Source organism: Pseudoalteromonas sp. B160 (genome assembly GCF_037162485.1).
Lineage (GTDB): Bacteria > Pseudomonadota > Gammaproteobacteria > Enterobacterales > Alteromonadaceae > Pseudoalteromonas > Pseudoalteromonas rhizosphaerae.
In genome coordinates this window covers 709,391-735,188 of record NZ_JARLUX010000002.1, presented here as the reverse complement: position 1 = coordinate 735,188, position 25,798 = coordinate 709,391, and the positions used below count along the sequence as shown (strand labels likewise).

The 25,798-nt window shown below is 39.2% G+C and carries 20 protein-coding genes and 2 pseudogenes; 5 read left to right on the top strand and 17 right to left on the bottom strand.

Annotated elements, in window-relative coordinates:
• Window positions 1–25 precede the first annotated feature (25 nt).
• Both P4S61_RS21780 and P4S61_RS21775 read left to right on the top strand, forming a co-directional pair.
• The gene (locus P4S61_RS21780) at window positions 26–439 is read left to right on the top strand and encodes a LexA family protein (protein WP_145239137.1); all 414 of its coding nucleotides are present in this window, start codon (window positions 26–28) and stop codon (window positions 437–439) included.
• Window positions 427–1,689, top strand: a complete 1,263-nt coding sequence (locus P4S61_RS21775) for a Y-family DNA polymerase (protein WP_145239141.1) — start codon at window positions 427–429, stop codon at window positions 1,687–1,689. Before P4S61_RS21780 ends, P4S61_RS21775 begins: the two co-directional genes overlap by 13 nt.
• A 22-nt stretch (window positions 1,690–1,711) precedes the next feature.
• On the opposite strand, the gene P4S61_RS21770 is transcribed toward P4S61_RS21775, so the two are convergent.
• The 5 genes from P4S61_RS21770 to P4S61_RS21750 all read right to left on the bottom strand — a co-directional run bounded on the left by P4S61_RS21770 (window position 1,712) and on the right by P4S61_RS21750 (window position 3,697).
• Complete coding sequence (locus P4S61_RS21770) at window positions 1,712–2,176, bottom strand: hypothetical protein (protein ID WP_145239144.1); 465 nt, start codon at window positions 2,174–2,176, stop codon at window positions 1,712–1,714.
• Between the two features lie 111 nt (window positions 2,177–2,287).
• Window positions 2,288–2,806 carry a DUF4240 domain-containing protein gene (locus tag P4S61_RS21765; protein ID WP_145239146.1) on the bottom strand — a complete coding sequence of 173 codons (519 nt, stop codon included), beginning with the start codon at window positions 2,804–2,806 and terminating at the stop codon, window positions 2,288–2,290.
• A complete protein-coding gene (locus tag P4S61_RS21760) occupies window positions 2,803–2,997 on the bottom strand; it encodes a YwbE family protein (protein WP_145239148.1) in 195 nt (64 codons plus the stop codon). The genes P4S61_RS21765 and P4S61_RS21760 overlap by 4 nt, the downstream gene beginning before the upstream one ends.
• Window positions 2,998–3,177: 180 nt before the next feature.
• Window positions 3,178–3,459 carry a hypothetical protein gene (locus P4S61_RS21755; RefSeq protein ID WP_145239153.1) on the bottom strand — a complete coding sequence of 94 codons (282 nt, stop codon included), beginning with the start codon at window positions 3,457–3,459 and terminating at the stop codon, window positions 3,178–3,180.
• Window positions 3,452–3,697 carry a hypothetical protein gene (locus P4S61_RS21750; RefSeq protein WP_145239155.1) on the bottom strand — a complete coding sequence of 82 codons (246 nt, stop codon included), beginning with the start codon at window positions 3,695–3,697 and terminating at the stop codon, window positions 3,452–3,454. Before P4S61_RS21750 ends, P4S61_RS21755 begins: the two co-directional genes overlap by 8 nt.
• Before the next feature lie 102 nt (window positions 3,698–3,799).
• Here P4S61_RS21750 and P4S61_RS21745 point away from each other — a divergent pair, with 102 nt between their 5' ends.
• On the top strand, window positions 3,800–4,606 hold the full coding sequence (locus P4S61_RS21745; protein WP_182731243.1) for an ion transporter: 807 nt from the start codon (window positions 3,800–3,802) through the stop codon (window positions 4,604–4,606).
• Between the two features lie 191 nt (window positions 4,607–4,797).
• Window positions 4,798–7,092 carry a sensor domain-containing protein gene (locus P4S61_RS21740; RefSeq protein WP_337119186.1) on the top strand — a complete coding sequence of 765 codons (2,295 nt, stop codon included), beginning with the start codon at window positions 4,798–4,800 and terminating at the stop codon, window positions 7,090–7,092.
• A 94-nt stretch (window positions 7,093–7,186) separates the two neighbouring features.
• Here P4S61_RS21740 and P4S61_RS21735 read toward each other — a convergent pair whose 3' ends face one another.
• Complete coding sequence (locus P4S61_RS21735) at window positions 7,187–9,145, bottom strand: methyl-accepting chemotaxis protein (RefSeq protein ID WP_182735185.1); 1,959 nt, start codon at window positions 9,143–9,145, stop codon at window positions 7,187–7,189.
• A 563-nt stretch (window positions 9,146–9,708) separates the two neighbouring features.
• Here P4S61_RS21735 and P4S61_RS21730 point away from each other — a divergent pair.
• Window positions 9,709–11,454 carry a PAS domain S-box protein gene (locus P4S61_RS21730; RefSeq protein ID WP_182731234.1) on the top strand — a complete coding sequence of 582 codons (1,746 nt, stop codon included), beginning with the start codon at window positions 9,709–9,711 and terminating at the stop codon, window positions 11,452–11,454.
• 115 nt (window positions 11,455–11,569) lie between these two features.
• Here the strand turns inward: P4S61_RS21730 and asd are convergent.
• From asd to P4S61_RS21675, 11 genes and pseudogenes are all read right to left on the bottom strand, one after another.
• Window positions 11,570–12,711: pseudogene (gene asd / locus P4S61_RS21725) on the bottom strand (aspartate-semialdehyde dehydrogenase).
• A gap of 233 nt (window positions 12,712–12,944) precedes the next feature.
• Complete coding sequence (locus tag P4S61_RS21720) at window positions 12,945–15,578, bottom strand: TonB-dependent receptor domain-containing protein (RefSeq protein WP_337119185.1); 2,634 nt, start codon at window positions 15,576–15,578, stop codon at window positions 12,945–12,947.
• A 78-nt stretch (window positions 15,579–15,656) separates the two neighbouring features.
• Window positions 15,657–18,454: pseudogene (locus P4S61_RS21715) on the bottom strand (hypothetical protein).
• A 312-nt stretch (window positions 18,455–18,766) separates the two neighbouring features.
• Entirely contained in the window at window positions 18,767–20,074 is a 1,308-nt protein-coding gene (locus P4S61_RS21710; protein ID WP_145235570.1) for a tetratricopeptide repeat protein, read from the bottom strand.
• Window positions 20,075–20,107: 33 nt separating this feature from the next.
• Window positions 20,108–20,713, bottom strand: coding sequence for an energy transducer TonB (locus P4S61_RS21705; RefSeq protein ID WP_149980248.1), 606 nt, complete (start codon window positions 20,711–20,713; stop codon window positions 20,108–20,110).
• Window positions 20,714–20,723: 10 nt separating this feature from the next.
• Complete coding sequence (locus P4S61_RS21700) at window positions 20,724–21,134, bottom strand: ExbD/TolR family protein (RefSeq protein ID WP_145235576.1); 411 nt, start codon at window positions 21,132–21,134, stop codon at window positions 20,724–20,726.
• Between the two features lie 50 nt (window positions 21,135–21,184).
• On the bottom strand, window positions 21,185–21,712 hold the full coding sequence (locus P4S61_RS21695; protein WP_145235579.1) for a MotA/TolQ/ExbB proton channel family protein: 528 nt from the start codon (window positions 21,710–21,712) through the stop codon (window positions 21,185–21,187).
• A gap of 3 nt (window positions 21,713–21,715) precedes the next feature.
• Window positions 21,716–23,083 (bottom strand): MotA/TolQ/ExbB proton channel family protein, encoded by a 1,368-nt coding sequence (locus P4S61_RS21690; RefSeq protein ID WP_145235582.1) that lies wholly within the window; start codon window positions 23,081–23,083, stop codon window positions 21,716–21,718.
• A gap of 9 nt (window positions 23,084–23,092) precedes the next feature.
• Window positions 23,093–23,845 (bottom strand): DUF3450 domain-containing protein, encoded by a 753-nt coding sequence (locus P4S61_RS21685; RefSeq protein ID WP_024605229.1) that lies wholly within the window; start codon window positions 23,843–23,845, stop codon window positions 23,093–23,095.
• Window positions 23,846–24,060: 215 nt separating this feature from the next.
• Complete coding sequence (locus P4S61_RS21680; RefSeq protein WP_337119184.1) at window positions 24,061–24,678, bottom strand: DsbA family protein; 618 nt, start codon at window positions 24,676–24,678, stop codon at window positions 24,061–24,063.
• Window positions 24,668–25,780 carry a GGDEF domain-containing protein gene (locus P4S61_RS21675; protein WP_337119183.1) on the bottom strand — a complete coding sequence of 371 codons (1,113 nt, stop codon included), beginning with the start codon at window positions 25,778–25,780 and terminating at the stop codon, window positions 24,668–24,670. The genes P4S61_RS21680 and P4S61_RS21675 overlap by 11 nt, the downstream gene beginning before the upstream one ends.
• Window positions 25,781–25,798: the final 18 nt, after the last annotated feature.

The window sequence follows — 25,798 nt, the reverse complement described above, 5'->3', positions numbered from 1 at the left end:
AGCATATGTGTTTGGTTAATTATTTATGTTTGTTATTCCTATTTATATCGAAGCGGGCGTATGCGGGTTTGAATCACCTGCCGCTCAGTATAAAGAACTTGGTTTATCACTGGATCAGCTATTGATCAAACACCCCGATGCGACGTTTATTGGTGTGGCATCCGGCTGCTCAATGCAAGAGGTCGGTATTTTTGACGGCGATTTATTATTGGTTGATCGCGCCGAAGAAGCTAAAAATGGTGATGTCATTGTAGCTAACTTAAATGGTTTATTTGTTTGTAAATTATTAGATAAAACTAATGCACGGCTACTCTCTGCATCGGACTTATATCCCCCAGTGCAACTGACTGATAGTGATGAATTTCAATTAGAAGGTGTGGTTACTCGTTCGATTCGATTACATCGCTCTAGTGCTGAGCTGCGCCAATGTATTGCTTAGTGGATGCAGTGGCGTTTTACGCCAGCGCTGAAAAAGTATTTGATCCAGCGATCCGCTCAAAACCTGTTGTAGTATTAACCAATAACGATGGCTGCATTTGTGCGATATGTCCTATCGCGCGGCGCTTAAATATCCCTAAGTTTCAGCCCTACTTTAAAGTTAAACATTTACTGGCCAAACATAAGGTGGTTATTCGCTCATCTAATTATGAGTTGTACGCGGATCTAAGCGATAAAATGATGAATGTGATCAGCCGTTTTTGCGACACCCAACATGTATATTCGATTGATGAAGCATTTTTGCAGTTTAACGGCTTTACCCCACTCATTAATGACTGGCATCAGTATGGCCAGTTAATTCGTCGCACAGTTTGGCGCGAAACAAAACTCCCTGTTGGAGTTGGCTTTGGCCCTACACCAACCCTTGCTAAAGCAGCTAATCATGCTGCTAAAAAGCTCAACGGTTTTAATGGGATTGCAGTGATTGATAGCGAACAAGCACGACAACATATTTTAGCCGCGATGGATGTAGCTGATGTATGGGGCGTTGGCAAACGTTTAGCTAAAAAACTCAAACTACTTAACATTAACAGCGCGCTTGATTTAGCCAAACAAACACCAAAACGTATGAAACGTTTATTTAGCGTAGTGCTTGAGCGTACAGTTAATGAGCTAAATGGCATTGTGTGTTTAAATTGGGATGATGTACGCCAAGATAAGCGTGAAATTTTTTCGACCCGTAGTTTTGGTGAACGTTTAACTGATCCGGTTGCATTAAAAACAGCGTTGATCAATCACAGTATTATTGTCGCTCGCAAACTACGTCAGCAACGCTCCTTAACTAAACGCCTGTTACTATTTGTGGCAAGCTCGCCCCATGAGTCACATTACTATAAAAAATCATTAGTGTATGAGTTACCCGTATCTAGCGCAGATAGCCGTGTATTTGCTAAAGCAATTAGCGAAATATTTACGCAGCTATATCAACACAACGTCCGTTTTTATAAATGTGGTGTGGGTGCACTCGAGCTTAGTTCACAACAGTTTCAACAACCCGACCTATTTGCTCCTAGCCAAGACAACATAAAACTAATGGAGTGTTTAGATTCAATTAATAAGCGATACGGCTACGACACGCTAACTCTGGCAAGTCAGCAACAAAGCCAAGCATGGCATATGAAGCGTGCATTTTTATCGCCTCAGTACACAACGCGTTGGCAGCATTTACCGAAAATAAGTTGTGATTTATAAAAAACTCACATTATCGTTAAATTTAAAGTTGTAGTTCAAACTGACAACGAACATTACTGCTCTCTACACTGTACGCAAGCGTTGTAGGCGAAATAAAACGCAGCGTTTGGCTCGTGTCTAAATTATCTGTCTCGTTTTCACAGCGAGTATGGCGTAGTGACATGGTAATGCTTTGCGTGGTGTATTTATACTTAGTAGTGACCAAACAAAAGTTAGCGACTTTATTCGTTTGTGTGCCATGGTGTAAGTTATTAAAAATAATTTCATCACCGAGCTTAAAGCCAAGATCAGGCTCATTTGCATCAAGCCATGCTAACTGTCCACCAGCACACATTTTAGCCTCACCTGATACCAATTGATAACTACCAACCTTAGTATTGAATAAATTAATAAACTGACTTTTATTACTTGGCAGCTCAGTTTTAGCACTGACAACTGTAGTTAAACAAACCGACACTAAACACAGTAATACTTTACGATAGCGCATTAAATACCTGACATTTATTGATTTATATACTCAGCATAGCATAGCATAGCTACGGTGATTAAAATAAAAACCAGCCAGTATACTGAATCATGGTTGGTTTTTAATATTATGTTACTGCCAATATTTAGCAAATAGTTGCGGATATGCCAACTTTAAAAATTTAGGCTTATCTTTAAAGCGCTTACCTTTGGGTTGATCAAGGCCTGAAGGAGCAAAGGGTAATTCGTCTTCATTACGCTGTTCATATAATAAACCAGCGATCAAGTCATACTCATCTAAGTAAGGATAAGGCTGCTCGTTTAAATGATAAACAGGTGTGCAATCAGCCAAAGAATCAGCATTTTCAAGCGCAGCATTAAAAGCTGCTTCACCACGAGAAATTAACCAACAACGAAATTCTGAGAAACCGTATTCATCATTGCAACCGGCCATTACAAACGCAGCACCGAATAGCTCCCAAGTATAACTTTGGCGCATACAAATGCTAAATTGCTTATCAAATTCAATGAGCTGTGCATCGCTTAAATCTGTAAGTAAACCTTTTAAACGTTCACTGACTGATTCTGGCTCTGCGGTTCTATCTGCAACGGTAACTAATTGCCAGAATTCGCTTAAAGTAAGTGCACTCATGACAAAATCTCTTTCACTCGCCCTACTTGACCATCCTCTAAGCGCACTTTAATACCATGCGGATGATTGGGTGATTTAGTCAAAAGGCGCTCAACAACACCTTGCGTTAATGTGCCGCTACGCTGATCTTGTTTTAAAACGATATTAACTTCGGTGCCAGGGGTGATTTGTGAACGAGTAGGAACTGCCATAATGGATCTCTTTTACTATTTTGTTGGATTATAGCTGTATGTCATCTTGATACCAAACTAAAGCACCGTAATCGTTGTGTTTTCACGCTCTGATAGTTAACCTGAGCTTTGTTTGTGCAATAAACAATCAGTCTGGATTTTGATTATTGATTACATTAGACACATCGATTTTCCTTAAATTTAATCAGCTAAAAACAGAACCTCTTGAGGGGTTAAGTTAATAACAGCCAGCTCTGTTACTATAATACTTTCGACTAACGCTAGCTGTTGCTTTTGTTTTGCCTGCTCAAGTGCAAGCGCATCAATAAAATAACATCTGACTTTAAGTGATGTAGCTGGTTTTTTTAAATCTATATGATGAGTTAACCAACTAAAGTCTGTTAGATGATCTTTGATCTGCTCGCATGCGCCAGTTAAAGTAGCGCGCAATAATTTATCGAGCTGCTTTTGCGTTTTAGTCATTTTTAGTGGTGTGCTCTTGGCTTAAGTCGTTCTCTGGGACTATATCTTGCTGCTGTTTAAATTCTTTGTAACCGTCTTCTTGGCGCTTTATACATTGATGGTATTCTTTATCTGCCATATGACTACATTCGCCTAAGCGAGCAGCTTGAACTTCGTGATAGCGGGCATCGGTACTACAAGCGGTTAAAAACAGAACCGCGAAGGCACTTACAACCCATTTTAGCCTATTGAAAAGCATTAAAAATTCCTTACATTTTAAACTGGAAAAGTAATTCATCCGTGACGATTTTGCTGTATATTGCAAACGTTTTATATCTATAACCGTTAAGGGCTAATTATGATGTTGTCGCAGTTACAAGAGCTGTTCCAGCGTATCGATAAAAGTAAACTATTTCAATCATTTGTTATCGCCGTTATTGTCGTATCAGCGCTCACTGTTGGTGCACACACTTATTCGTTACACCCCACTGTTGAATTTGCTTTACATTGGATGGACGTTGGCATCACGGTGTTTTTCTTAATAGAACTAATTATCCGCTATGTTGCAAGTAAAGGCTTAAAAGCCTTTTTTAGCAAAGGCTGGAATATTTTTGACTTTATAATCGTCATTGGCAGTTTATACCCAGCTGCAGGTTCGACCATTTTTATAGCCCGTTTATTACGAATATTCCGTGTACTACGTTTAGTCTCTATGGTGCCAGAACTGCGTTTGTTGGTTAATTCATTATTAAAAGCCATACCGCAAATGGGCTACATTGCACTATTAATGTTTGTTATTTTCTATATTTATGCCGCAACTGGTAGCATGTTATTTTCTGATATAAACCCAGTCCTATGGGGAGACGTATCAATTTCAATGTTAACTCTGTTCAGAATAGCAACCTTTGAAGATTGGACCGACGTCATGTACGAAACCATGGCTGTCTATAAGCTAAGTTGGATTTACTACCTTACCTTTATATTCTTAACCGCTTTCGTATTTTTAAACATGATGGTAGGCGCTATTTTAGAAGTTATGTCAGAGGAGCATCGCAATGCCCGCGAAGAGCAAGCCGATGTAGATTCATTGCCCGCAACCCAAGGGCAAATAAATGAGTTAAAAGCGCAAATAGCAGAACTAAAAACACTATTAAAACCCAAAAGCTAAGTATTGATAAACTAGCACCTAAGGATATAAAGGCTTAGGTGCTAACGCCATTATAATTAAGCTGCTCTGTAGTTTCCTTCCCCCTAAACCAAGCATTTATTCTTAGTAAAGGATTTAAAAACTAATAAATTATTGCTTTTAGCTATTTATCAATGGTCTAATAAAAAAATGATAAATCTACACCAACTATAATGCATTACTTAAGTCGCTACTTTTTACTATCAGATCACGTTAATTCAAACGTTCTAGTACCTAACTGGCGTATCAGTGCACTACGCATTATTTTAACCGCTGGTGTAATTTTATGTTTCTCAGTATTTTGCCATACTTTAAACGCCGCAATTGAGTTCAACTTAATATATATTATTGTGCTTGCTGCAAGCTTTTCTGTGACAATGGCCACCTTACTAATTGCTAGCCGTAAATACTTTACTTTATGTGCACATGCCCTGCTATTAAGTATTGTTGCCGCAACAATCTCAATGAATGTATTTTTAACAGACATCAACCTTGCAAAGGTAGGCTCTATGTATATGTATGCATGCCCTATTATTGCATTGATGCTGTTAGGTGTGAGGACCGCGCTAGGTTATGCAATTTTAAATATCGTGCCTTTTTACTTTATAATAAACAACGTTGATATTTCATCTCTGACTTCTATAAATACACAACTACCAAATTCAGACTGGTATATATCAGGGCTATTATTTTTATTCTTTAATATCTGTATTCCGCTCGCAGTTGCGCGAACCATTGTTGCTGCAAAACGCTTAAATCAAACCATGGCAGAATCAAATAGTCATCTAGCAGCAAAAAAAGAGCTTTATAGAACGTTTTTTACTGAATCAAGTATTGCAAAAATAATTATCGATAGTGATAACACCGTTATCGATTTTAACAGCCAAGCGAAAACGTTATTTGGTTTCAAAGCAACAGTTAAAAACAGCACCGTTAAACTCGATAAATTATTACCTAATCTAGTAATTGTAGCTAACCAACATAAGGACCAAGTATTTAAATATAAAAATACCTATAAAACTGTACATTGCCAGCAAGTTACTAACTCTAATTACTGTGTGCTGCGCTTTGATGACTGCACTGAACAACATCAAATAAAACAAAACTTATTAGCAATGGAGCAAGAAAACAAACGTTTACGTTACAGCGATGGTCAAACACACCTCCCCAATAGAGAATGGTTTGAGCTTCAGTGTGAAAGATTTGTAGCAAAGTACCAAGGCGATTTCTATATTGTGGTCACCCAGAGTGCGAATAATGAATATTTAAATCTCAAATACAGTAAAGCAGATGCAAAAGCACACTTAGTATCTGCTTATAAGCGCTTAAAAGACTCTAATGAAGCCCTCGTTCTGTGCGCTCATGTAGGTAATAATAAATTAGCATTTATAATAACTACAAGCACTACTAACGAAATAGAACATAAGCTCTTAAACGAGATTAAACATGTGGTTGATGAACCTTATATAATCCGGGGCGAAAAATACCAACAGTCATTTTTATTTGGTTTTTCCAACTTTCCAAGACAAGGAAAAAGCAGTGCTAATGTATTAAACAATGCAATTGAGGCATTAAAACTTGCTGATAATCATCGCCCTATTAATGGTTATGATGAAAAACGCTCACAAGAATTTTTAGAAAAACACGAAATATCAATGTTATTGGACGAAGCACTTCATAACGGCGAGTTAGAGTTACACTATCAACCTAAAGTAACACATGACGGCAAGTGCATTGGACTTGAAGCATTGGCACGCTGGAACAGTCAAACTCTTGGTGTTGTATCACCCGCGGTGTTTATTCCGATCGCAGAGGAATACCGTATGATCAGTCGGCTAACAGATTTAATAATTCAAAAGGTATGTGCTCAAATTGCAACTTGGAGCAAAGATGAAATCCCACTAGTGCCTGTTGCAATAAATATATCATTGCTTGATTTTGGCCAAAGCGATTTCATGTCAAAATTAGTAAAATACTTAGCGGACTTTAATGTCAAACCAAGTCAAATTGAATTAGAACTGACCGAAACATCATTAGAAGCGAACCAAGAATATTCATTGGCGTTGATGCAAAACCTACAATCATGGGGATTCACAATTTCCGTAGATGACTTTGGCGTAGGCTATTCAAATATTGCGCGCTTAGCCGAATATCCTATAAATAAGCTAAAACTTGATCGCTCGCTAATAAGCCAAGTTACAAGCTCAACAAGGCAGAAGAGCTTAGTAAAAGCAATTCACGTCATGTGTGATGAACTTGGAATAAAATGCGTATCTGAGGGAGTTGAAACACAACAACAAGTCGAAATTATGGCAAATATGGGGTGTAAAGAATTTCAAGGCTTTTATTTCTCAAAACCATTATCTGCCTCCCACTATAACGAGCACATAAAACAACAAGGTTTGAATTTCAACCCAAAAAAATACCAGAAAATTAATGCAGCACATAGAATAAAATCACTATTATAAAGCAGACAACACTCATTAGCATTGCAAAATAATGAGTTCAATTGTCAAAGAATGGCTATATGTTGATTATTCTTTATTTTAGACGCTGTTATTATTACACTTTAAATTTACCAACTAAATCAGTAAGAACGTGCGATAAGGCTTTTAATTTATCTCCATTATTACTGGTATTAGCGGCAATATCGCTAACATCATCAGCCGCATTTTTAATTTCTATAACATTGCGATTTATATCTTCAGCGACATGCTGCTGCTCTTCTGCAGCGGTTGCTATCTGCGTATTTAAGTCACTAATATTAACAATAGACGCTGTTATTTCCGTAAATTGTTGCTGTGCAGCATGGGATAGTTCAACCGTTTTATTAGTGCTGTCTAAACTGCGTTTCATTTCAGTAGTGACTTGACCAGACATGCTACGTAGTTTATCTAATTGCGTAGCAATCTCTTCTGTGGATTCAGACGTACGTTGCGACAGTGCACGCACTTCATCTGCAACGACAGCAAAACCACGACCATGATCACCCGCTCGAGCAGCTTCTATTGCAGCATTTAAAGCAAGCAAATTAGTTTGCTCAGCAATACCTCTTATAACGCCTAAAATCGACATGATATTTTCACTTTCAGTGTCAAGTTGCGATATATCATCCGTTGCTTTACTTATAACTTCGCTCAAAACAACCACGCTTTGAACGGTCTCTGTGATCACTGTTTGACCTATCTCTGATGCCTGTTGCGTTTGCATAGCCAGATCTGCCGCATTAGCACAACTTGAAGCTACTTCGTTGGCTGTCGCAGCCATTTGATTAATTGCGGTTGCCGCCATTTCCAGTGCTTGCTGTTGTTGTGAGGTAGAACAAGTTAATTGCGATGCTTGTGTAGACGTTTGCTCTGACGTACCGCTCACATTTAGTGCACATTCGTTGATCTGTCTTACTAAATCAGCAATCAAGTTTAAGAATAGGTTAAAACTATTGGCCAGCTTAGCCGTTTCATCTTTTGTCTTAATTGTGAGTCGTCGAGTAAGATCACCACCACCTTGTGCAATTTCAGTCAGACCATCACTGACTTCAACTATAGGCGAAGAAATTACTTTTGAAATGTAACTTGCGATTAAAATGAATACAATAATTAGCACCGTACTAATAATTATAATTGTCAATGTCATGGTGTTTGCAGCGCTCATCACCTCTGACTTTTCAACTAAACCAATAAATTTCCAGCCCAACTTAGCTGAAGTATATATATTGGCAATAAAATCTTTGTTATTGATGACAATTTCAAACTGACCTTGAGTATTTGCAGCTAACTGTTTGTATTTACCATCCGCAATATCTGCCAAACGTTTAAAACGAAAATCTTCATTTTTAACATCAACAAGTACATTTCCCGTATCTTCAATCAACATTAAGTAACCGGTTTCACCCAGCTTAATATTAGCAATAATTTCTGTCAGTCCTTGCAAAGAAACATCCATTCCCTGTACACCGATAATTTGTCCATTATCTTTTATTGCTTTTACAGTAGAGACAATAACCATATCGTCAGCTGCCCAATAATAAGCACTAGTGCGAACCGTTTTACCACTTGCAGATTTACCTGTTAAATACCAAGGTCGAGATCGTGGGTCATAATTAGCATTAACTTCTCCCGCTGGCCACTGAATATAACCACCTTGTTCATTACCCATATAAATATAAGCAAGCCCAGGGTGAGTTTGGCCGAAGTGATCAAACTGTTGAAATGCGGCACGCTCAACACTGCTGCCTTGGAGATGTTTCAGCATCACTGGATTATTTGTGTCAACATGAGCTTTGACATCTTGTTTAGCAGCTAAGACCATTTGATGTGAAGCTAGATAATCAACATTTTTTTCTATTTCAGAAAAAAACATAGCAATACCATTATCTATTTGCCGTGCTTCTCTTTCGCTCATTTGCGCAAAGTTATCAAGCGCTTGGTCTCTTGTTTGCGTGATCACTAGCGCCGCAATAATAAAAAGAGGTAAAGCGATAGCTGAGGCAAAAGATAGTTTTAACTTTTTTGATATATTCATAACAGAAGGCCAAATAAATACTCTCATAAATATAGTAAGCTGTTGAGTATTAAGCAAGAAACTATCAAGCTAATTAAACCGTAACAAAACTCAAGCGAGGTAAGACAACAATAAAAACAATGCTAATGGCGAGTTTAATTACTGCGTTTTCGAGAAAGTTAGCTATATATCAATCAAGGGTCTATAATTCAATGAGTGTTTAGAATTTCATCCTCTTGTCCTCTTGATGTCACCATATTGCTGAAAATAATTATAGCTGCGACTGATCCAATAGTTCATTCAGAACGTTCGACGGGTAGGAGTTACGCTAAATAACTCAGACTAATGTTTGTAAAGCTTGTTTAGGATGTATCTACTATCTGAGTAATGTATTTTATAACTAATTTTATTTTCAAATGAATTAAGCTCGTTATATGGCTAACCCTGCTACTTAACTTCTCTTTCTCTTATCTAATATTTCATCGCTCTTAGAAAGCGAATACACACTGCTAATAAACAGCCTGAATACGCCTAATAGCATCTGCAAACTGGTGTGTTAATACACTAAAATGAAAAGGTTTTTCATGTTTTTCAAAAATAATGATTTGTCTAAACGTTCAATGGACCAAACTGTAATCGCAGTTATAACCATTAATGATAATAATGACGTTGTATACATCAACCATGCTGCCGAGACACTCTGGGGATATAAAGCTGAAGAAGTACTTGGTAAAAATGTTCGTATGCTAGTACCAAAAGTTCATCAAAAAAACCATGATAGTTATGTAAATCGCCACCGTGCAACTAACGAAGATCGGATTGTTGGCTCTGCCGTTGAACTGCAAATAGAGCGTAAAGATGGTTCAACAACCTGGATCAATATAACTTTATCTCAAGTAAAAATGGGCAAAAAGCTTTACTACACAGCGTTTGCCCGCGATTGCAGTAAAGAGCGTGATGAGCGCTCAATGACTGAACAAGTTCTAGAGCAAGCTCACGATGGTGTAATAACTATCGACAGTCAAAACTTGATCATTTTTGCTAATCCCGCGGCTGAGAAAATATGGGGCTATAGCCGTGAGGAAATGATCGGTCAAAATATTAAAATGTTGGTAGCACCAGAGCACCGCAGCAAACACGACAGTTACGTCAATCGTAACCGTGATACCGGGGTTAATCGGCTAATTGGTAAGCCAATAGAATTACCAATTCATACTCGCGAAAAGACTATTCGCTGGGGCTTAATTACTTTAGCTAAAGTCGTTGTCGGCGATGAGATTTTATATACTGCGTTTGTAAAAGATGTCACCGATGAAGTATCGAAACGCGAAGAAGTTGAAATGTTATCGCTAGTGGCTAATGAGACCAGTAACGCCGTTGTTATCACCAATGAACAAGGTGAAATTCTTTATGTAAATAATGGTTTTCAAACAATGACAGGTTACCAACTCGATGAAGTGAAAGGGAAAATACCTGGTAAATTCTTGCAGGGCAATGACACCGATCCCCAAACCATTGCAAATATTCGCAATAAGCTTAGCCAAAAGCAGCCCTTTTATGAAGAGATATTAAATTATAATAAACAAGGCAAACCATATTGGATTGCTATGTCAATTAATCCTGTATTTAACGAACAAGGAAAAGTACATCGTTATGTCTCTGTGCAAGCTGACATTACTGTAACTAAACAATCAGCCAAAGACTCTCTTGATCGATTAGCCCTCATTAATGGGTCGTTAATGGTTGTTGAATTTCAGCCTACAGGTGAGCTCGTGAATATGAATAAACTGTTCCTTGAAAAAGTGGGCAGTAACGAGGCAGCAAAAGTAGCAGCGAATACCATATGGCAACAACTTCAAAAGCAGCAGAGCACAACTATCAATCAAGACGAGCAACTAAGTTTGGTCGTTGAATTTACAGATAAACAACAAGTTCAACGTTCGTTCGATGCACAGGTTTGTGAATTGAAGGATTTTTCTGATCAAGTAACACGTTACGTAGTGTTTGGTGTAGATATTACTGATCGTCAAATTGCACTAAAAGAAACACATCAGGCAATGCAAGAACTCTTAAAAGTGGGTAATCAAATCGGTGACATTGTTGGCAGTATTTCTGGTATTGCAGGACAAACAAACCTACTAGCTTTGAATGCCGCTATTGAAGCTGCTCGTGCTGGTGATGCTGGCCGAGGTTTTGCCGTAGTCGCATCAGAAGTTAGAGAGCTGGCAAGTCGTTCGTCAGGATCAGCTGATCAGATCAGTGATTTAGTAGATGCAACACGGACCCGAATTGACCAATTAGCAGACTCACTTGAACGCATTAATCGTTAATTAACATCGTACTATATTTGCTGGCTATTCACGCGCAACTAAGTGTGTTTAAAAGTAAAAGGGCTGGCACATTGCCAGCCCTCCATATTAACTGTAATAAATGGCAGCTAATAAACTAATGTTTATTATCAACAATAATGCGTAGCATACGACGCAGTGGCTCTGCAGCACCCCATAATAACTGATCGCCAACAGTAAAAGCACTAATATATTTAGGTCCCATTGCTAACTTACGAATACGCCCTACAGGAATACTTAATGTACCAGTTACTTTAACTGGGGTTAAATCCGTAGCAGTGATATCACGCTCATTAGGGATAACTTTAACCCACTCATTGTGTGAGGCTAAAATCTGTTCTATTTTCTCGACGCTAATATCTTCACGTAGTTTAATGGTCATAGCTTGGCTATGACAGCGCATTGCACCAATGCGCACACATAAACCGTCAATAGGCACAGGCTGTTTAGATGAACCTAAAATTTTGTTCGCTTCAACTTGCGCTTTCCATTCTTCTTTAGATTGACCCGATGGCATTGGCACATCAATCCATGGGATAAGACTGCCTGCTAACGGCACACCAAATTGCTCTTGCGGTAAATCGCTTGAGGCTATTTGCTGTGTGACTAGTTTATCAATTTCTAAAATAGCGGCTTGTGGATCAGCTAGCTTGTCAGCCACACTTGCATGAATAGAGCCCATTTGCGCAATGAGCTCTTTCATATTGCGAGCACCGGCACCCGATGCAGCTTGATAAGTCATTGGGCTTACCCACTCAATCAAGTCTTGCTCAAATAAACCACCCAATGCTAATAACATGAGTGACACTGTGCAGTTACCACCCACATAAGTTTTAACGCCTTGCTCAAGGCCTTGTTCAATCACATCTTTATTGACCGGATCAAGTACAATAATACTGTCATCGCTCATACGCAGTGCTGATGCCGCATCAATCCAATAGCCGTCCCAACCTGCTTCACGTAATTGTGGATATACAGCTTTGGTATAATCGCCACCTTGACAGGTAATAATAATATCCATGTTTGCCAGCGATTCAAAATCCATTGCATTAAGTAATGGTTTTGCAGGACCTGCTAAATCAGGGCCAAGCTGACCGGTTTGCGAGGTAGTAAAAAAGTAGTATCGATATGAGCAAAATCATTTTCTTGTTGCATACGCTCTAATAACACTGAGCCAACCATGCCCCGCCATCCGACCAATCCTACTTTTTTCATTGTTTGTTCCACTATTTGAGTCATAAGAAATACCTAATACGTTAAAAATTAAAATTCATTGCGTGAGATTTAATTTTTAGAACGAACAATCTAGCACCCTATACCCTGCAAAACTAGTCAATAACAGCTAACTTAAAATTATTTCATATACCTTTTTTATAATTCTGAAATTAAGATCTTAACGACACAAAAAAGCCCTACAAAAGGTAGGGCAATTATTGTAAGTTTTTATATTCGCCTTCCTAGGCTATTTTAAATTAGAACTGATATTTGTACTCTACAGAAAATTCAGTCCCTTTTTCTTTCGAGCGGGTTAATACCCCATCTGCTTCAATTTTTTGCTCTTGGCCTAAAATGTTCAACACTTTAAACTTAATGCTTGAGTTAAAATCAGGGTAATAAGTATAATTTAAGTCAACTGAATGAAAAGGTTGCTCCATCCAATCATCTTGTCCTTCAATACCAGGAATAATAATACGTTCACCAAATACGTTATAAACCAACGTTGCAGCATGCTCACCTGATGGCGCATCGTAACCAAGCTGCATATTTACAACATATTTAGAGTGACCGGTTAAACGCCGCTTCGTATTAGTAATTGCCGCTGATACTCCAGTTTGATCGACTATCACTTGGCGGTCTAAGCTTATCTCAGAATCACTGAGTGTAACATTACCACTCATAAATACATCTTGCCAAAAACCACCTAAGAAAGCGAAATCTTTAAGATAATCAAACTCAACTCCGGCAACATAGCCATCTTCAGCATTGGCAATACGTACAAGTGGCGGTCCATCTTGAGAGGGAGATTGCACCGACTCAATTGGATCGATCATGTCTTTATAAAACAGACCAACAGAGAAGTTTTCACCGGTATCAAAGTAGTTTTCCCAACGAAAATCGTAATTTTTGATTTGAGTTGTACGTAATCCAGGCGTACCGCCAACAGGATATTCAGTTAACGGATCAATGTAAGTAGATTCAGATATCTCACGTAAATCAGGACGTACAACCGTTTCACCGTAGCTTAAACGCCATTGTGTTTGATCGTCTTGAATATAAGTAAATGCAAGCGCACCGTAAATATCATCTTCTTGAAACGCTAAGTTACCTAAATCATCATAATCGATTGAAGGATCTAAGCCACCAGTAAACGGGTCAAGTGGCACTGACACTTGCCTGAAATCTTCCCAACGTAAGCCACCTGTCACACGCCATTTATTATTGAAGAAAAAATCAGCTTCAAAGTAATAAGCATCTGTTTTCTGTGCTGAACGGTAATCATCACCTGCAAACGTTGTATCATTAAGTATGGGTAGATTTAGTTCTGCGTTAGCTATTGCATCATCAGAAAGAATCGTATTCAACTCATTGCCATTTAAATCAAGGTCTTTAAATGCGCGAGTGTTTATGTCAAAACGACGGTTGGAAGCCGAGCGTTCTTTAGAGACATAATCAGCACCTGATTTTAATTCTATATCCACACCATCTAACATGATTGGAAAAGTAAAATTAAACCCGTAGTTTTCTACTTCATCATTAAGATCTTGGAATGTATAACGAGCAGCCGTTGTGGCATTGGTTAATGCGATTTCATTAACTAAATCATAATTACCATCTTCGTTTGCATCATTTACAATGAACCGCGTCTGCATATTTCCTGGTGCATAACGGTTTGAGCGGCCGTTTGAGTATTTCCAATCAAAACCTGCATAGTTAAGAAAATCGAATGTATGCATACCTTTGATTTGGTTAACTATTAACTCTCTTTCTTCATAACTTACATCATATGAGCGTATACGCTTGTTATCTGACTGGTTATTATTTTCATCAATACCTAGGCGATCACGAATTTTATCTTCGGTGTCACGCAGAATAAGGGTACTAAAATCGATACGATGCGCTTTATTGTACTCAATACCAAAGTTAACCATTCCAGACATTTTTACATTATGCTCAGTGGCAGTGATTTGGTCGTAACCACGCACCATAGCAGCACTGTTCTCACCTAAACGGAAGTCTTCGCCTTGGTATTCTTCGCCAACAAAGTATTTGTTATCATAGCTAACCGCTGATAAAAAGCCGTAACGCCAATCACCTGACTCAAAACTATTACCCAGTGTTGCTGTAAACTTAGTATTGGGGTTTACACTTGTTGCTTGCGGGTCATAATCACGGTTTAAATCAAGTGCTAAAGCACGACTTTGCTCTGGTGTGAGATCATCTAATGATTGCCCAGAGTTATAAATATCCATGATTGAATCTGGTATTTCACGGGTGCCATCATCAACACCATACCAGTCGTTCGAGCCGCTATTGTACTCAATGCCATCATCAAAGTTATTGGTGTTATAACCAAGCTGACCTGATACATCAAAAACAAATTGGTCTGGAATGCTTTTTAAGCGTATATCCACATTACCACCACCAAAAGAGGCTGGCATAGAAGGAGAATAAGACTTTTGCACAGACAAACTTTCAATAATTCCTGATGGAAATAAATCAAGCGGGATCACTGAGCGAGTCGGATCAGGACTAGGTACAGCAGCACCATTTAGCTGAGTACTGGAATAGCGCTCACCTAAACCGCGTACATAAATAAATTTACCATCGACTAAGGTTAAACCCGTTACACGGCGTAACGCAGATGCTGCATCACTATCACCACTACGGGAAATTTGCTCAGCCCCCATAATATCAGCAACAAATGCTTGTTGTTTTCGCTCTTCAAGCACAGCTGTTGCAGTGCCTTTTAAGCGACTTGCGCTAACCACAACTTCTTCAAGTACAGCATCGTCTTGTGCTTCAGCAGCATCTGCTGAAACGGTTAAACTACATAAAATTGCTGCTGAAAGTGTGGATAAGCAAAACTTTTTAGAAAACTGTTTCATGTCTACCTCTATCTGAAATAAGTTACAGAAAGTGTTTAAAAAGGTGCTAGTAAAGCGCTAGCACCCATTCTTACTGTGTTATTCCAGACCTACTGTCCAGCCAGCTGTCCAGTCATTATCACTCGATACAGCACCAATATGTGATGTCTTATCGAAGAAGTCATCTACTGCACTTACATCCGTAGGAATTGTTGTATCAATAGTATAGATACCATTTACTACGTCAGTTTGACCTGATGCTACTAAGTTACCTAGCGTTGCTGTCCACCAGTTTTCTACACTGAAATCAACACCGCTTGGGTCTTTAAAGTTCTCAGAACATGCGATAACTGATGACTTAATCATTAAGGTGCCATCTTTTGCATTATTAACAGTTTCACTTTCAGTAAATATTGGTGCACCATTTTCATCTACTGGAATACCTTCAACCTCTAAACACTCACCCATGCCTACTGGCCCTGTTACTATCGTGTTATAGATTTGCGCACCCGTTCCTTCACGGAAGTACATACCTTCACCATCATCTTCACCTTTAAAGGTATTTCCAATAATGGTTAAGTTAGCAATCATTGGGTTTGATTTAGGCATTTTAGATGGTGTTTTACCGTCATTATCGGCTTCTATACCACGGTTAGCATCTGAGTTATCTGCAGCTTGCTTAACAAGGATGTGCTGAAGCTTACCTTGGAAACCATTATCCCAATCGATGCTGTCATCTTGAATACTAGTTAGCACAAGGTATTTAGCCTGAACATTACCACCAAAGAACTCAACACCGTCATCAGCATTTTGATGCACTTGTAAATACTCAACAGTAGTACCAGAACCCACAGCACCAAACGTAATGCCGTTGATTTCGTTACCAATAGATAATTGATAACCACCGTTCATAACGCGAACATATCGTAATGTACCAGAGTTATCAGCTGTATCAGTACCACCAAAAACTGCACCCGCTTCAACACCTTCAACTTGTAGCGCACACTCGCCTGTTTCTGGACATTTATTAGATGGTGCATTACCTAATAGAACTAAACCGCCCCATTGACCTGCAGCTGTTGCTTGACCAGCAACATCTTGTCTTGAGGTAAACGAAATCGGCTTATCTTTAGTACCGTTGGCGTCAATTTTAGAGCCACGGCTAATGACAATATAATCTTTACCGTTACGACCATAAACAGTAACGCCAGGCTCAACAGTTAGAGTTGCAGAGTCAGCATTATCGTTACCAACAAAAACGGCGCCATCTACAGCGTATAAGTTACCTGCTGTTAATGTTAAGTCAGAAGTTATACGGCCTGATATTTCACATGTTGTCGTTACGTTATCCGCTGGTGAAATCGAAGTCGTACCTGCAGGACAACCTGCAACTGCAGCAGGTGCAGTCACTTCACCACCACCATAACCAAATGCCCAACCTTGACGCCAATCATCAGAATCATTCAAAGCACCAATAAAATCAACGGTATCAAAGAATGCATCAACAGTATTAGCAACATCTTGGCCGGCACCTAATAAAGGTGAACCTGCTATTGGTTGGCCATTAACACCAAGCATAGGTTTGTCGTTAATAACGTTGCCTGTTTGATTAGTAAACCAAGTTTCAAGTTCTAGTAACGTAGAACCATCTGCACCCTTAGGATTTTTGAAGTTTTCGCCATTAGTACAAGACATGAAGGTATTTTGCATTAAAATAGTGCCATCATTCGCATTATTAACAGTTTCGCTGTCTGAAAATAATGCATTACCGTCCTTATCTACCGCGATCCCTTCTATTTCTAAACATTCACCCATTTCATCAGAACCGGTGATCACAGTATTATACAAATGCAATCCGGTACCTTCACGTAAGTAGATGCCTTCAGCTTCATCTTCACCTTTAAAGTTATTACCAATAATGGTTAAGTTAGAAATGATAGGTAATGATTTAGGATCTTTTGAAGGCGTTTTTCCGTCGTTATCGGCTTCAATACCGCGGTTAGCATCCGTTGAGTTTTTATCTTGCTCAACATAAACAAACTGCATCTTGCCTTGGAAACCGTTATCCCAATCGATACTGTCATCGTCGATGCTCGTCAAAACAACATGTTTTAAGTTAACTGCACCGCCGAAAAACTCAACACCATCATCAGAGTTATTATGTACTTGTAAGTAATCAACGGTAGTACCTGAACCTACGGCACCAAAAGTAATACCATTTAGCTCATTACCCGTTGAGAGCTCGTAACCGGCATTTTTAACAACAACATATTTTAATGTACCAGAGCTATCAGTATTGTCAGTACCACCAAATACCGCACCCGCTTCAACACCTTCAACTTGTAGAGCACAATCACCTTCAGCTGGGCATTTATTAGATATACCATTTCCAAGTAAAACCATTCCCCCCATTGGCCAGCGGCTGTAGTTTCGCCAATTACATCTTGTTTTGATGTGAAGATGATTGGATCATTTTTGGTACCTGTCGCTTCAATTTTAGAATCACGACTTACAACTAAGTAGTCTGAACCATTATTACCAAAAATAACGGCTCCAGGTTCAATTGTAAGCGTTGCGCTATCTGCTTTATCTTTACCAACAAACACTGCACCATCAAGTGCCCAAAAAGCATCCGTGGTTAATGTCGTATCTTTAGTAATTTCACCTGAAAGCACTTGAACCTTTACTTCACGACCTAAGGCAGCTGAAATTTCAGTAGAAAGACTTTGACTATATTCACCTGGAAGATCAGTATTCACTGGTGGCGTTGTTGGATTAGTAGGTGTTGGTGATGTTACATTTTCTTTAACATTAATATTAATATCACCACCGCCACAGCCAGCGAGTGTAATTGCAGTAGCCACTAGGCTGACCTTAAATAAACCAGATAATTTCATTGTTCACTCCATTAAGATATTTAATTATTTTATTAGCGCATTAAGTAAAAACCCAAGTCACGTTAAAGCACGCAAGACATGCTTTAAGGTCACTTGAGTTTTTCAACGAACACTACCTTACGGGAGCTGTATGACAATACAGTTACACTTTAATAAACATAAAGTGACAATCTAATTTATTTAAATAACAATTTGTTAGGAATATTTAGAACGAAAAAAACCGCCCTGAGGCGGTTTTGGTGTTGCGATTATAAAACGAGTTTTTTAATAAAATCGTTGAAGTTAAAATAGCGTTTCTTAACGCATATTTACTTATAACAAAGCAGTGCGTAATGTTTCAGCATGCAATTTTTCACGTTTCACGTATTTAATCCATTGTTCAGCTAATCGCTGCGATTTTTTATGCTTCTCGGCTTGTTCGAATGCTAAAATAGACGCGTCAAAGTTTTGTAAACTATATTGCGCCATACCTAAAGCAACATAAGCATTTGATTCAAAATCTAGTGAACCTTTATCAAGCGCTTTACGCGCTGCATCAGCTGCATCTTCATACTTTTCAAGATTCACATACACTTCGGCTAAACGTTGCTCGTACTTTCCATGGCTTGAAAGATCAGCTGCTTTTGCAAAATAACTAACAGATTTTTCATCTTCTTTTGCTTGTATCATGGCTTCTGCAATAAATGCGTAATTTTTAGCTGACTTTTCCGCAATACCAGATGCAACAGCTTTACTCATCACATCGGCAGCTTTAAAAGCTAAACCATTGTATAAATAAACTTGTGCTAGTTGACGCAAGTCTGATTTAGAAGTCAAAAAACCTTGCTGGTAAGCGGCTTCGAGTATTGCTAACTGCTGTTTTTCTTTACCTGTTTCGCCATACATACCACCGAGCTGAACCCAATACTCAGGCTTATTGTAAAGTTTGACCATACGTTCAAGTACAGCAACTACATTCTCAGTTTGATTAAGTGAATAATACATAGCACGCAGTAACACTAACCAGTTCTCTTTTGGCTGTTTGCCTTCACTATCACTTTGCGCGATAGCCAAGTTAATGTTATCAATACCATTTTGGTAATCTTTTAGCTGATAGTAAGCTTGCGACTTAAGCACATAGTAAGCATCCGTTTTAGGCTTAGTGTTGATTGCATCCCATTGCGCTAAAAAGTCTAACACTTTGTTGTAATCGCTATTCGCCATTGCAAGCTGCGCTAAACTAAAGCTGGTACTTAATCGTAAAGACTCAGGGATCTCTTCTTCAGCAACGACTTTTTCAAACGACGCGATCGCTTTCGGTAAATCATTCTCGTTGTAATAAATAAAACCATAAAAATTATACATCATGGCTTTTTCATACGAGTTCATACTGGATGAACGTTCATTAATATTATCAAGCGCAGCAAGGCCCGCTTTTGCATCACCATCATCAGCTAACTTTTGCGCACGAGCCAATTGGCTATATACTTTTTCACGCAGTGCCGGCACGCGCTTTGTTTTTACTTCCTCTGCATAGGCCGTTGCTAAATTAACACCTGGCAACAAACTTACTACGCTTGGTAAAGCAACACTAGCACTTAGTGCTAACGAGCAAAATAATGCTGTTTTTAATAATTTCATAATCGCCTCGTTTCTCTATCCATTTATTCAGTGCTAACCATTTATTTGGAAAGAAATTTTATTCTGTACACCCGCAACTTCAACAGCTTCACCGTCTACTACGCGAGGTTTGTATTTAAATTTAAGTGCGGCATCCATGGCTGCTTGATCAAACAATGATTCAGGCTCAGCTTTTACTACCTTTGCATCACGAACAGTACCTTGCTTAGTCACTGTAAACTCAACAATCACATAGCCTTCAATGCCCCGTGACAATGCTCGACGCGGGTAAACAGGTGCCACTTTTACAATCGGTAGATATTCACCGTCGCTTGAATCAAGTGCTAACCCGCCACTAAGACTCACGTCAGCATCAACACTGGCACCAAAGTCAAAGTTAGACGCTGCTGCATTTGGATCACTATTTTGCATTTGCGGTGAATCCATTGGCGGCGGAGGCTCTTTCGGCGTTGGCGGCTTTTGTGGTTTACGTTCTTTCTTTTGTACCGTTTCTTCTTTTTTAAGCCTTACAAAATCAAGTACATTGCCTTTTGCAGGCTCAGTCATCGCCCCTTCACCACCGGTGATAAGCGCTTGCATGCCCAAAAACAACATAAAGGTCACAACACCGGCAACTAATAATGCTACTAAATAACGCATTATGGCTTCCTTAGGCTTCTTGTGCCGCGATAGACACATCAAATACACCTGCGGCGCGTGCTGCATCCATCACTTTAATAAGGGTATCTGTAGTGGCTTTTTTGTCAGCCTGAATAACCACACTACCTTGTGGATTTTCTGCTTTTAAACGCTCAATGTTTGCTTGCACAGCACGCACATCGATTTGACGTTTATTGATCCAAATTTCACCTTGATCTGAAATCGCAACTAGAATATTTGCACGCTCTTTCTTAACGGCTGTTGCCGCTTCTGGGCGATTTACATCGATACCTGACTCTTTAACAAAAGAGGCGGTTACAATGAAGAAAATAAGCATGATGAACACAACATCAAGCATCGGGGTCATGTTTATTTCTTCAGCTTCATCTTCTTGAAAAAGGCTTCCTAATGGGGCTCTCATTTTATTCTCCTGATTGTATGTGGCTTTCGCCACATACTAAAAATTGTTGTTTAATGGTCTAAAACCATGCTGTCTTCAAGTAGGGCTACTTCGCGCTTTGCTTTGCGTTGTAAGTACGTAGAAGCAAATACACCAGATAACGCACCAACCATGCCTGCCATTGTCGGGATAGTCGCTTTCGATACACCTGATGCCATTGAACGCGCACTGCCCGTTCCGGTAATCGCCATCACATCAAACACTTCTATCATACCTGTTACCGTACCGAGTAACCCCAGCAGCGGACACAAGGCAACCATCACATTGATCAGCGCTAAGTTGTTGTTTAACTTCATCCCAGCGCGTGAAATAGTTGCTTGGCGGATTTGCTCAGCGTTCCAGCTATTACGCTCATCGCGCCCTGTCCAACTACTTTTAATGGCATGTTTGTAACTACGAAAACCATTAAAAAAATAAATAAATCGCTCGAGTATCAATAACCACATCGCGAAGATTAACACTCCGATGACCAACAGAACTTGGCCACCAGTGTCGAGAAAATCACGGATAGCATTGATTGAGTCAATCAATAGCACCATGGGTTATGCTCCCTTTTCGCTACGCTCAGCGATAATACCTGCGCTTTGTTCTTGCAAAATAAGCAGCAAGTTCTTAGAGCGGGTATTCAATAAGGTGTATAAAAATACTGTTGGGATTGCCACAACTAAGCCAAGTACCGTAGTAACAAGCGCTTGTGAAATACCACCAGCCATTAATTTAGGGTCACCTGTACCAAACAAGGTGATTGCTTGGAAGGTATTGATCATACCGGTTACCGTACCAAGAAGACCTAACAATGGAGCAACGACCGAGATAATCTTAATGAGCGTTAAGTTGCGGGTGATTTTTGGCATTTCACGTAAAATCGCTTCACTTAATTTAAGCTCTAAGGTGTCGTATGCTACATCAGGGTATTGATCTTTGACTTTCATTACACGACCAAGTGGATTGTCATCACGTGGCACTGAGTCTTTAAGTTGACGACGGATTTTGCTGCCCATTAGCATCAATGAAACAAATCGTTCAATAGCGATAATTAAAGCAAGTAAGCCAACGCCTAAAATAACGTAACCTACTGCACCACCTTGATGTACTTGCTCTGAAGTATCAGGTGCTTGTACCAATAAACCAAGGATAGAGCCACCGGTTGGGTCAAGCGCAAATTGTACAGTGCCTGATTTAGCTTGTTGTAAATCATTCGCCGTTGAGGTGTAACGGCCAACAGGCTGACGGGTAAGCTCGCTTAACGTATTAGTGCTGGTGTTATAATCAAGATACTTACCTTCTGAAATTAAGTTAAAAGCCCCCACTCGCATAACTTCTTGCTTAGCTTTGTTGCCGCCTTCTACAATTACATCTGTTGTAAAACGTGACACTTTACCTTGCTCAGTCATTTCGCGTTGCAGTTCAAACCATACTTTTTCAATGTCTTCGATTGATGCAAGTTTAGAAGTCGAGCCCATTTTTTGAGCCAATTCATCCATAAAAGCACCACGACCAGGTAGCTGTGCAGACACTACTGACGTTGCAAATTTATTACTTGAATCGCCAGCCACTTGTTGCAGCACACCAAAAAGTTCTTTCAATGAACCCATACGCTTAGATAATGTATCGGTTAGGTTAGCAAGTTTTACTTCATTTTCTTCGAACTGTGTTTCAAGACGCTCAGACTCAACCAGCATTTGATTACGTTTTGCTTGAGTGTTTTTAAGCATTTGCACTTGTTCATTTTGACGTGCAGCAAATTCTTGCTCGCGTTGTTTATTTTGTGCTGATTGCTGTGTTTTACCTTGCTCAAGTGTTTTTAATAACGAGTCTAAATCCATAGCTTCAGCAGCAACGCTGTTGCCCGCAAAACCAAGTGTGGCACCAAATAAAGCAATTTTGGTCATTTTTGTAAAAAGTTTCATTTTAACCTCTTAATCCGCAGCGTGTACTGGCAGTGTTAACATATCTGGGGCAAGTTGCTTACGTGCAATACGTAAACCTTTACTAATTTGGCTGATTGTTGAGTCATCCAGGGCAACAAACTGTTTGCTTGTTGTATCCCATGAGCCTGCTTTTTTACCATCGCGAGTAAGGTAAATAAGTTCTAAACGACCAATGCGTAAGAAATCGACTTCACGCTCTTGACCATCAACATCTAATAACGCGGTATAGGCTTCGATGGTACGGCCGTAATCAACTTCAACTTGGTACGCTTCTAAAACACGGCGGAATTTTTCACTTGAATTAATGTCAGCACGGTTCATCATGTCTTTTAATGACGCTAAACGCTTTTCACGTTCATCGGTTAGAAACGGCACATCAAGAGCAACAAATTGCTCAAGCCCTGTGATCATGCGTAGCATTAATGGAGTAATTTGACGTTCAATAATAGACACTTGATCCATAGATAAGTTAATGGCTTCCATTTCACTCACTTGGTTACTAAGCTGTTTGCTTAGTTGTGCGTTATAAACTGTCAAACCATCAATTTCTTTATTAAGGGTTTTAAACTGTTGTAAACGACCCTGCATAGAGTCTGCAATCTTGTCTATTTTTGTTTGTGATTGCGCAGCTGACTGGTTAATTTCACTGCTTTTATCGATAACCTTATTTAAATCACTTGCTTGCACTGTTGCACTCATGGCTACAATACTAGCTAATATCAATGGTTTAACGCCTTTCATCGCATACACCTTTACTCGTTAAATTAGCGGATTTGCTAGTTGCTTAATATCAATGAACGAGATTCTATAGGTGAAAAATGACAGAGGTGTTGCGCTAAAAAGTCCTTTTTATGACAACTGCCATAAATACAGCTTTTTACCTTAGATAAAGCAATAGTTTTTAATATTTAACAAGCGTATACGCTTGAATGATGAGTGAAGTGAGATTAAATAAATTAATCAGCAAGTATGCAATGAATGGTGCTGATCATAGCATTTGCGTTGGTATAGTTTACGGCGATAGCAAAGTACTGCTGTTTATGACAAAGAACTAAAGATGGAAAACCCTGCACGGGTAACTGCTGAACATACGCTAACTCTTGTTGAAACGCCTGTTCAAGTTGTTCACTTTGCAATATAGCTAAAAACTCATCAGCAGCAATACCTATTTGCTGTGCACAGCTAACGAGTGTATTAAGATCCGAAGGATTGTGTGCCGATAAATAATACCCCTGCTGGATAGCGCCAAGCATAACCCGCTCTTTATTGAAATAACGTGCTGCAATAACCGCCCGACACGCAGGATAAGTGCTGCGGCGTGGTTGACAGTTTTGCCAAAAATCAAAGTTAAATTTAGCACCAGTTTGCTGGCCAATACGCTGCCAAGTTTGTTGTAAAAACTGTTGCATACTTACTGTCATTGGCTGATCGGAATCAACAGCAAGGCCACCTACTTTATAAATAATATCAACTTCATTCGCTAAGGCGTCTTGGATTTTTTGCCAGCACTTTTGAAAACCCCAACACCAACTGCACATTGGGTCGTACACATATATAAGCTGACTATTGTTCATTATTGGCCTGTTGCTGTTCACTGGAAACAACGTTATTTCGCCCTAGGCGTTTTGCTTGGTACAAGTATTCATCAGCTAGTTTAACTGTTTGGTTAAACGTTTCGATATGACCAACTTGTGCAGCCCCTATGCTACAAGTGACAGAGGTAGATTGATGCTCATTAAACACTATTACTTGTGCAGCTACGTATTCTCTAAATTTATCGGCTACGGTATAGGCGTCAGTAATTACTGTTTTTGGTAATATCACCATAAACTCTTCACCACCGTAGCGAACTTTAATATCTGATGAGCGTAACTGTGTTTCAAGCATCCTACTAAATTCGATTAATGCTTGATCGCCAAAATCATGCCCAAAATTATCATTAATATTTTTAAACAAATCCAGATCGATTAACAACACTGTAAAAGGTAAATACTGCTCAGAGTTCAATTTTGCAAACGGCAAAAAATGGCTGCTAATAAAGCGCCGATTGGCAAGGCCTGTTAACTGATCAGTATAGGCGTCTTGCTTTTGTAACAAAGTAATGCGTGCAATTTCTAAGTGGCTTTTATTACGGAAATACTCGCCTATAAAAGCGAATAAAAACACCAAAATAAATGAGGCGGTAAAACGAACTTTTTCAGCATTACCATACATCACTTGCCCTATGTCAGGACCATAAAGAAACAAACAGGTAAGTGCTAATAGCGATGACACGGCTAAAAATCCAACTCTTAGGCCGAGTGTAGAAAACGAGACAACTGGGTAAAACATCAGCCAATAAAGCGCTGTATTTTCCTTGCCCCAGGTGTACACCAATGCTAAACATAATACACAAATAACACTCAGTACGAGTATTGCGACCCCAGTTAAACGCCCAGTACGCAAAAAATACACTGCGCATATAAAAAAGGTTAAGTCGGATAGCACTAACATAATAGTCAGAAGTTTTGCATAAACCGAGTAGTTAACTGTGACTAAAGTTGTGATCAATACAACCGCAATGAATATCATAGTAAAAAATGTAAACGCACGACGCTGTTTTTCAGCGCTGTAAACACTGTCTATATTAACTAAGTTAAGCCAACTAGGTTGGCTTTCAGGTGATTCAGGCGTCATTTATTATATCTTTTTAGT

Coding starts and splice junctions, on each gene's coding strand:
- P4S61_RS21780 (WP_145239137.1), top strand. CDS start 26: ATGTTTGTTATTCCTATTTATATCGAAGCGGGCGTATGCGGGTTTGAA.
- P4S61_RS21775 (WP_145239141.1), top strand. CDS start 427: ATGTATTGCTTAGTGGATGCAGTGGCGTTTTACGCCAGCGCTGAAAAA.
- P4S61_RS21770 (WP_145239144.1), bottom strand. CDS start 2,176: ATGCGCTATCGTAAAGTATTACTGTGTTTAGTGTCGGTTTGTTTAACT.
- P4S61_RS21765 (WP_145239146.1), bottom strand. CDS start 2,806: ATGAGTGCACTTACTTTAAGCGAATTCTGGCAATTAGTTACCGTTGCA.
- P4S61_RS21760 (WP_145239148.1), bottom strand. CDS start 2,997: ATGGCAGTTCCTACTCGTTCACAAATCACCCCTGGCACCGAAGTTAAT.
- P4S61_RS21755 (WP_145239153.1), bottom strand. CDS start 3,459: ATGACTAAAACGCAAAAGCAGCTCGATAAATTATTGCGCGCTACTTTA.
- P4S61_RS21750 (WP_145239155.1), bottom strand. CDS start 3,697: ATGCTTTTCAATAGGCTAAAATGGGTTGTAAGTGCCTTCGCGGTTCTG.
- P4S61_RS21745 (WP_182731243.1), top strand. CDS start 3,800: ATGTTGTCGCAGTTACAAGAGCTGTTCCAGCGTATCGATAAAAGTAAA.
- P4S61_RS21740 (WP_337119186.1), top strand. CDS start 4,798: ATGCATTACTTAAGTCGCTACTTTTTACTATCAGATCACGTTAATTCA.
- P4S61_RS21735 (WP_182735185.1), bottom strand. CDS start 9,145: ATGAATATATCAAAAAAGTTAAAACTATCTTTTGCCTCAGCTATCGCT.
- P4S61_RS21730 (WP_182731234.1), top strand. CDS start 9,709: ATGTTTTTCAAAAATAATGATTTGTCTAAACGTTCAATGGACCAAACT.
- P4S61_RS21720 (WP_337119185.1), bottom strand. CDS start 15,578: ATGAAACAGTTTTCTAAAAAGTTTTGCTTATCCACACTTTCAGCAGCA.
- P4S61_RS21710 (WP_145235570.1), bottom strand. CDS start 20,074: ATGAAATTATTAAAAACAGCATTATTTTGCTCGTTAGCACTAAGTGCT.
- P4S61_RS21705 (WP_149980248.1), bottom strand. CDS start 20,713: ATGCGTTATTTAGTAGCATTATTAGTTGCCGGTGTTGTGACCTTTATG.
- P4S61_RS21700 (WP_145235576.1), bottom strand. CDS start 21,134: ATGAGAGCCCCATTAGGAAGCCTTTTTCAAGAAGATGAAGCTGAAGAA.
- P4S61_RS21695 (WP_145235579.1), bottom strand. CDS start 21,712: ATGGTGCTATTGATTGACTCAATCAATGCTATCCGTGATTTTCTCGAC.
- P4S61_RS21690 (WP_145235582.1), bottom strand. CDS start 23,083: ATGAAACTTTTTACAAAAATGACCAAAATTGCTTTATTTGGTGCCACA.
- P4S61_RS21685 (WP_024605229.1), bottom strand. CDS start 23,845: ATGAAAGGCGTTAAACCATTGATATTAGCTAGTATTGTAGCCATGAGT.
- P4S61_RS21680 (WP_337119184.1), bottom strand. CDS start 24,678: ATGAACAATAGTCAGCTTATATATGTGTACGACCCAATGTGCAGTTGG.
- P4S61_RS21675 (WP_337119183.1), bottom strand. CDS start 25,780: ATGACGCCTGAATCACCTGAAAGCCAACCTAGTTGGCTTAACTTAGTT.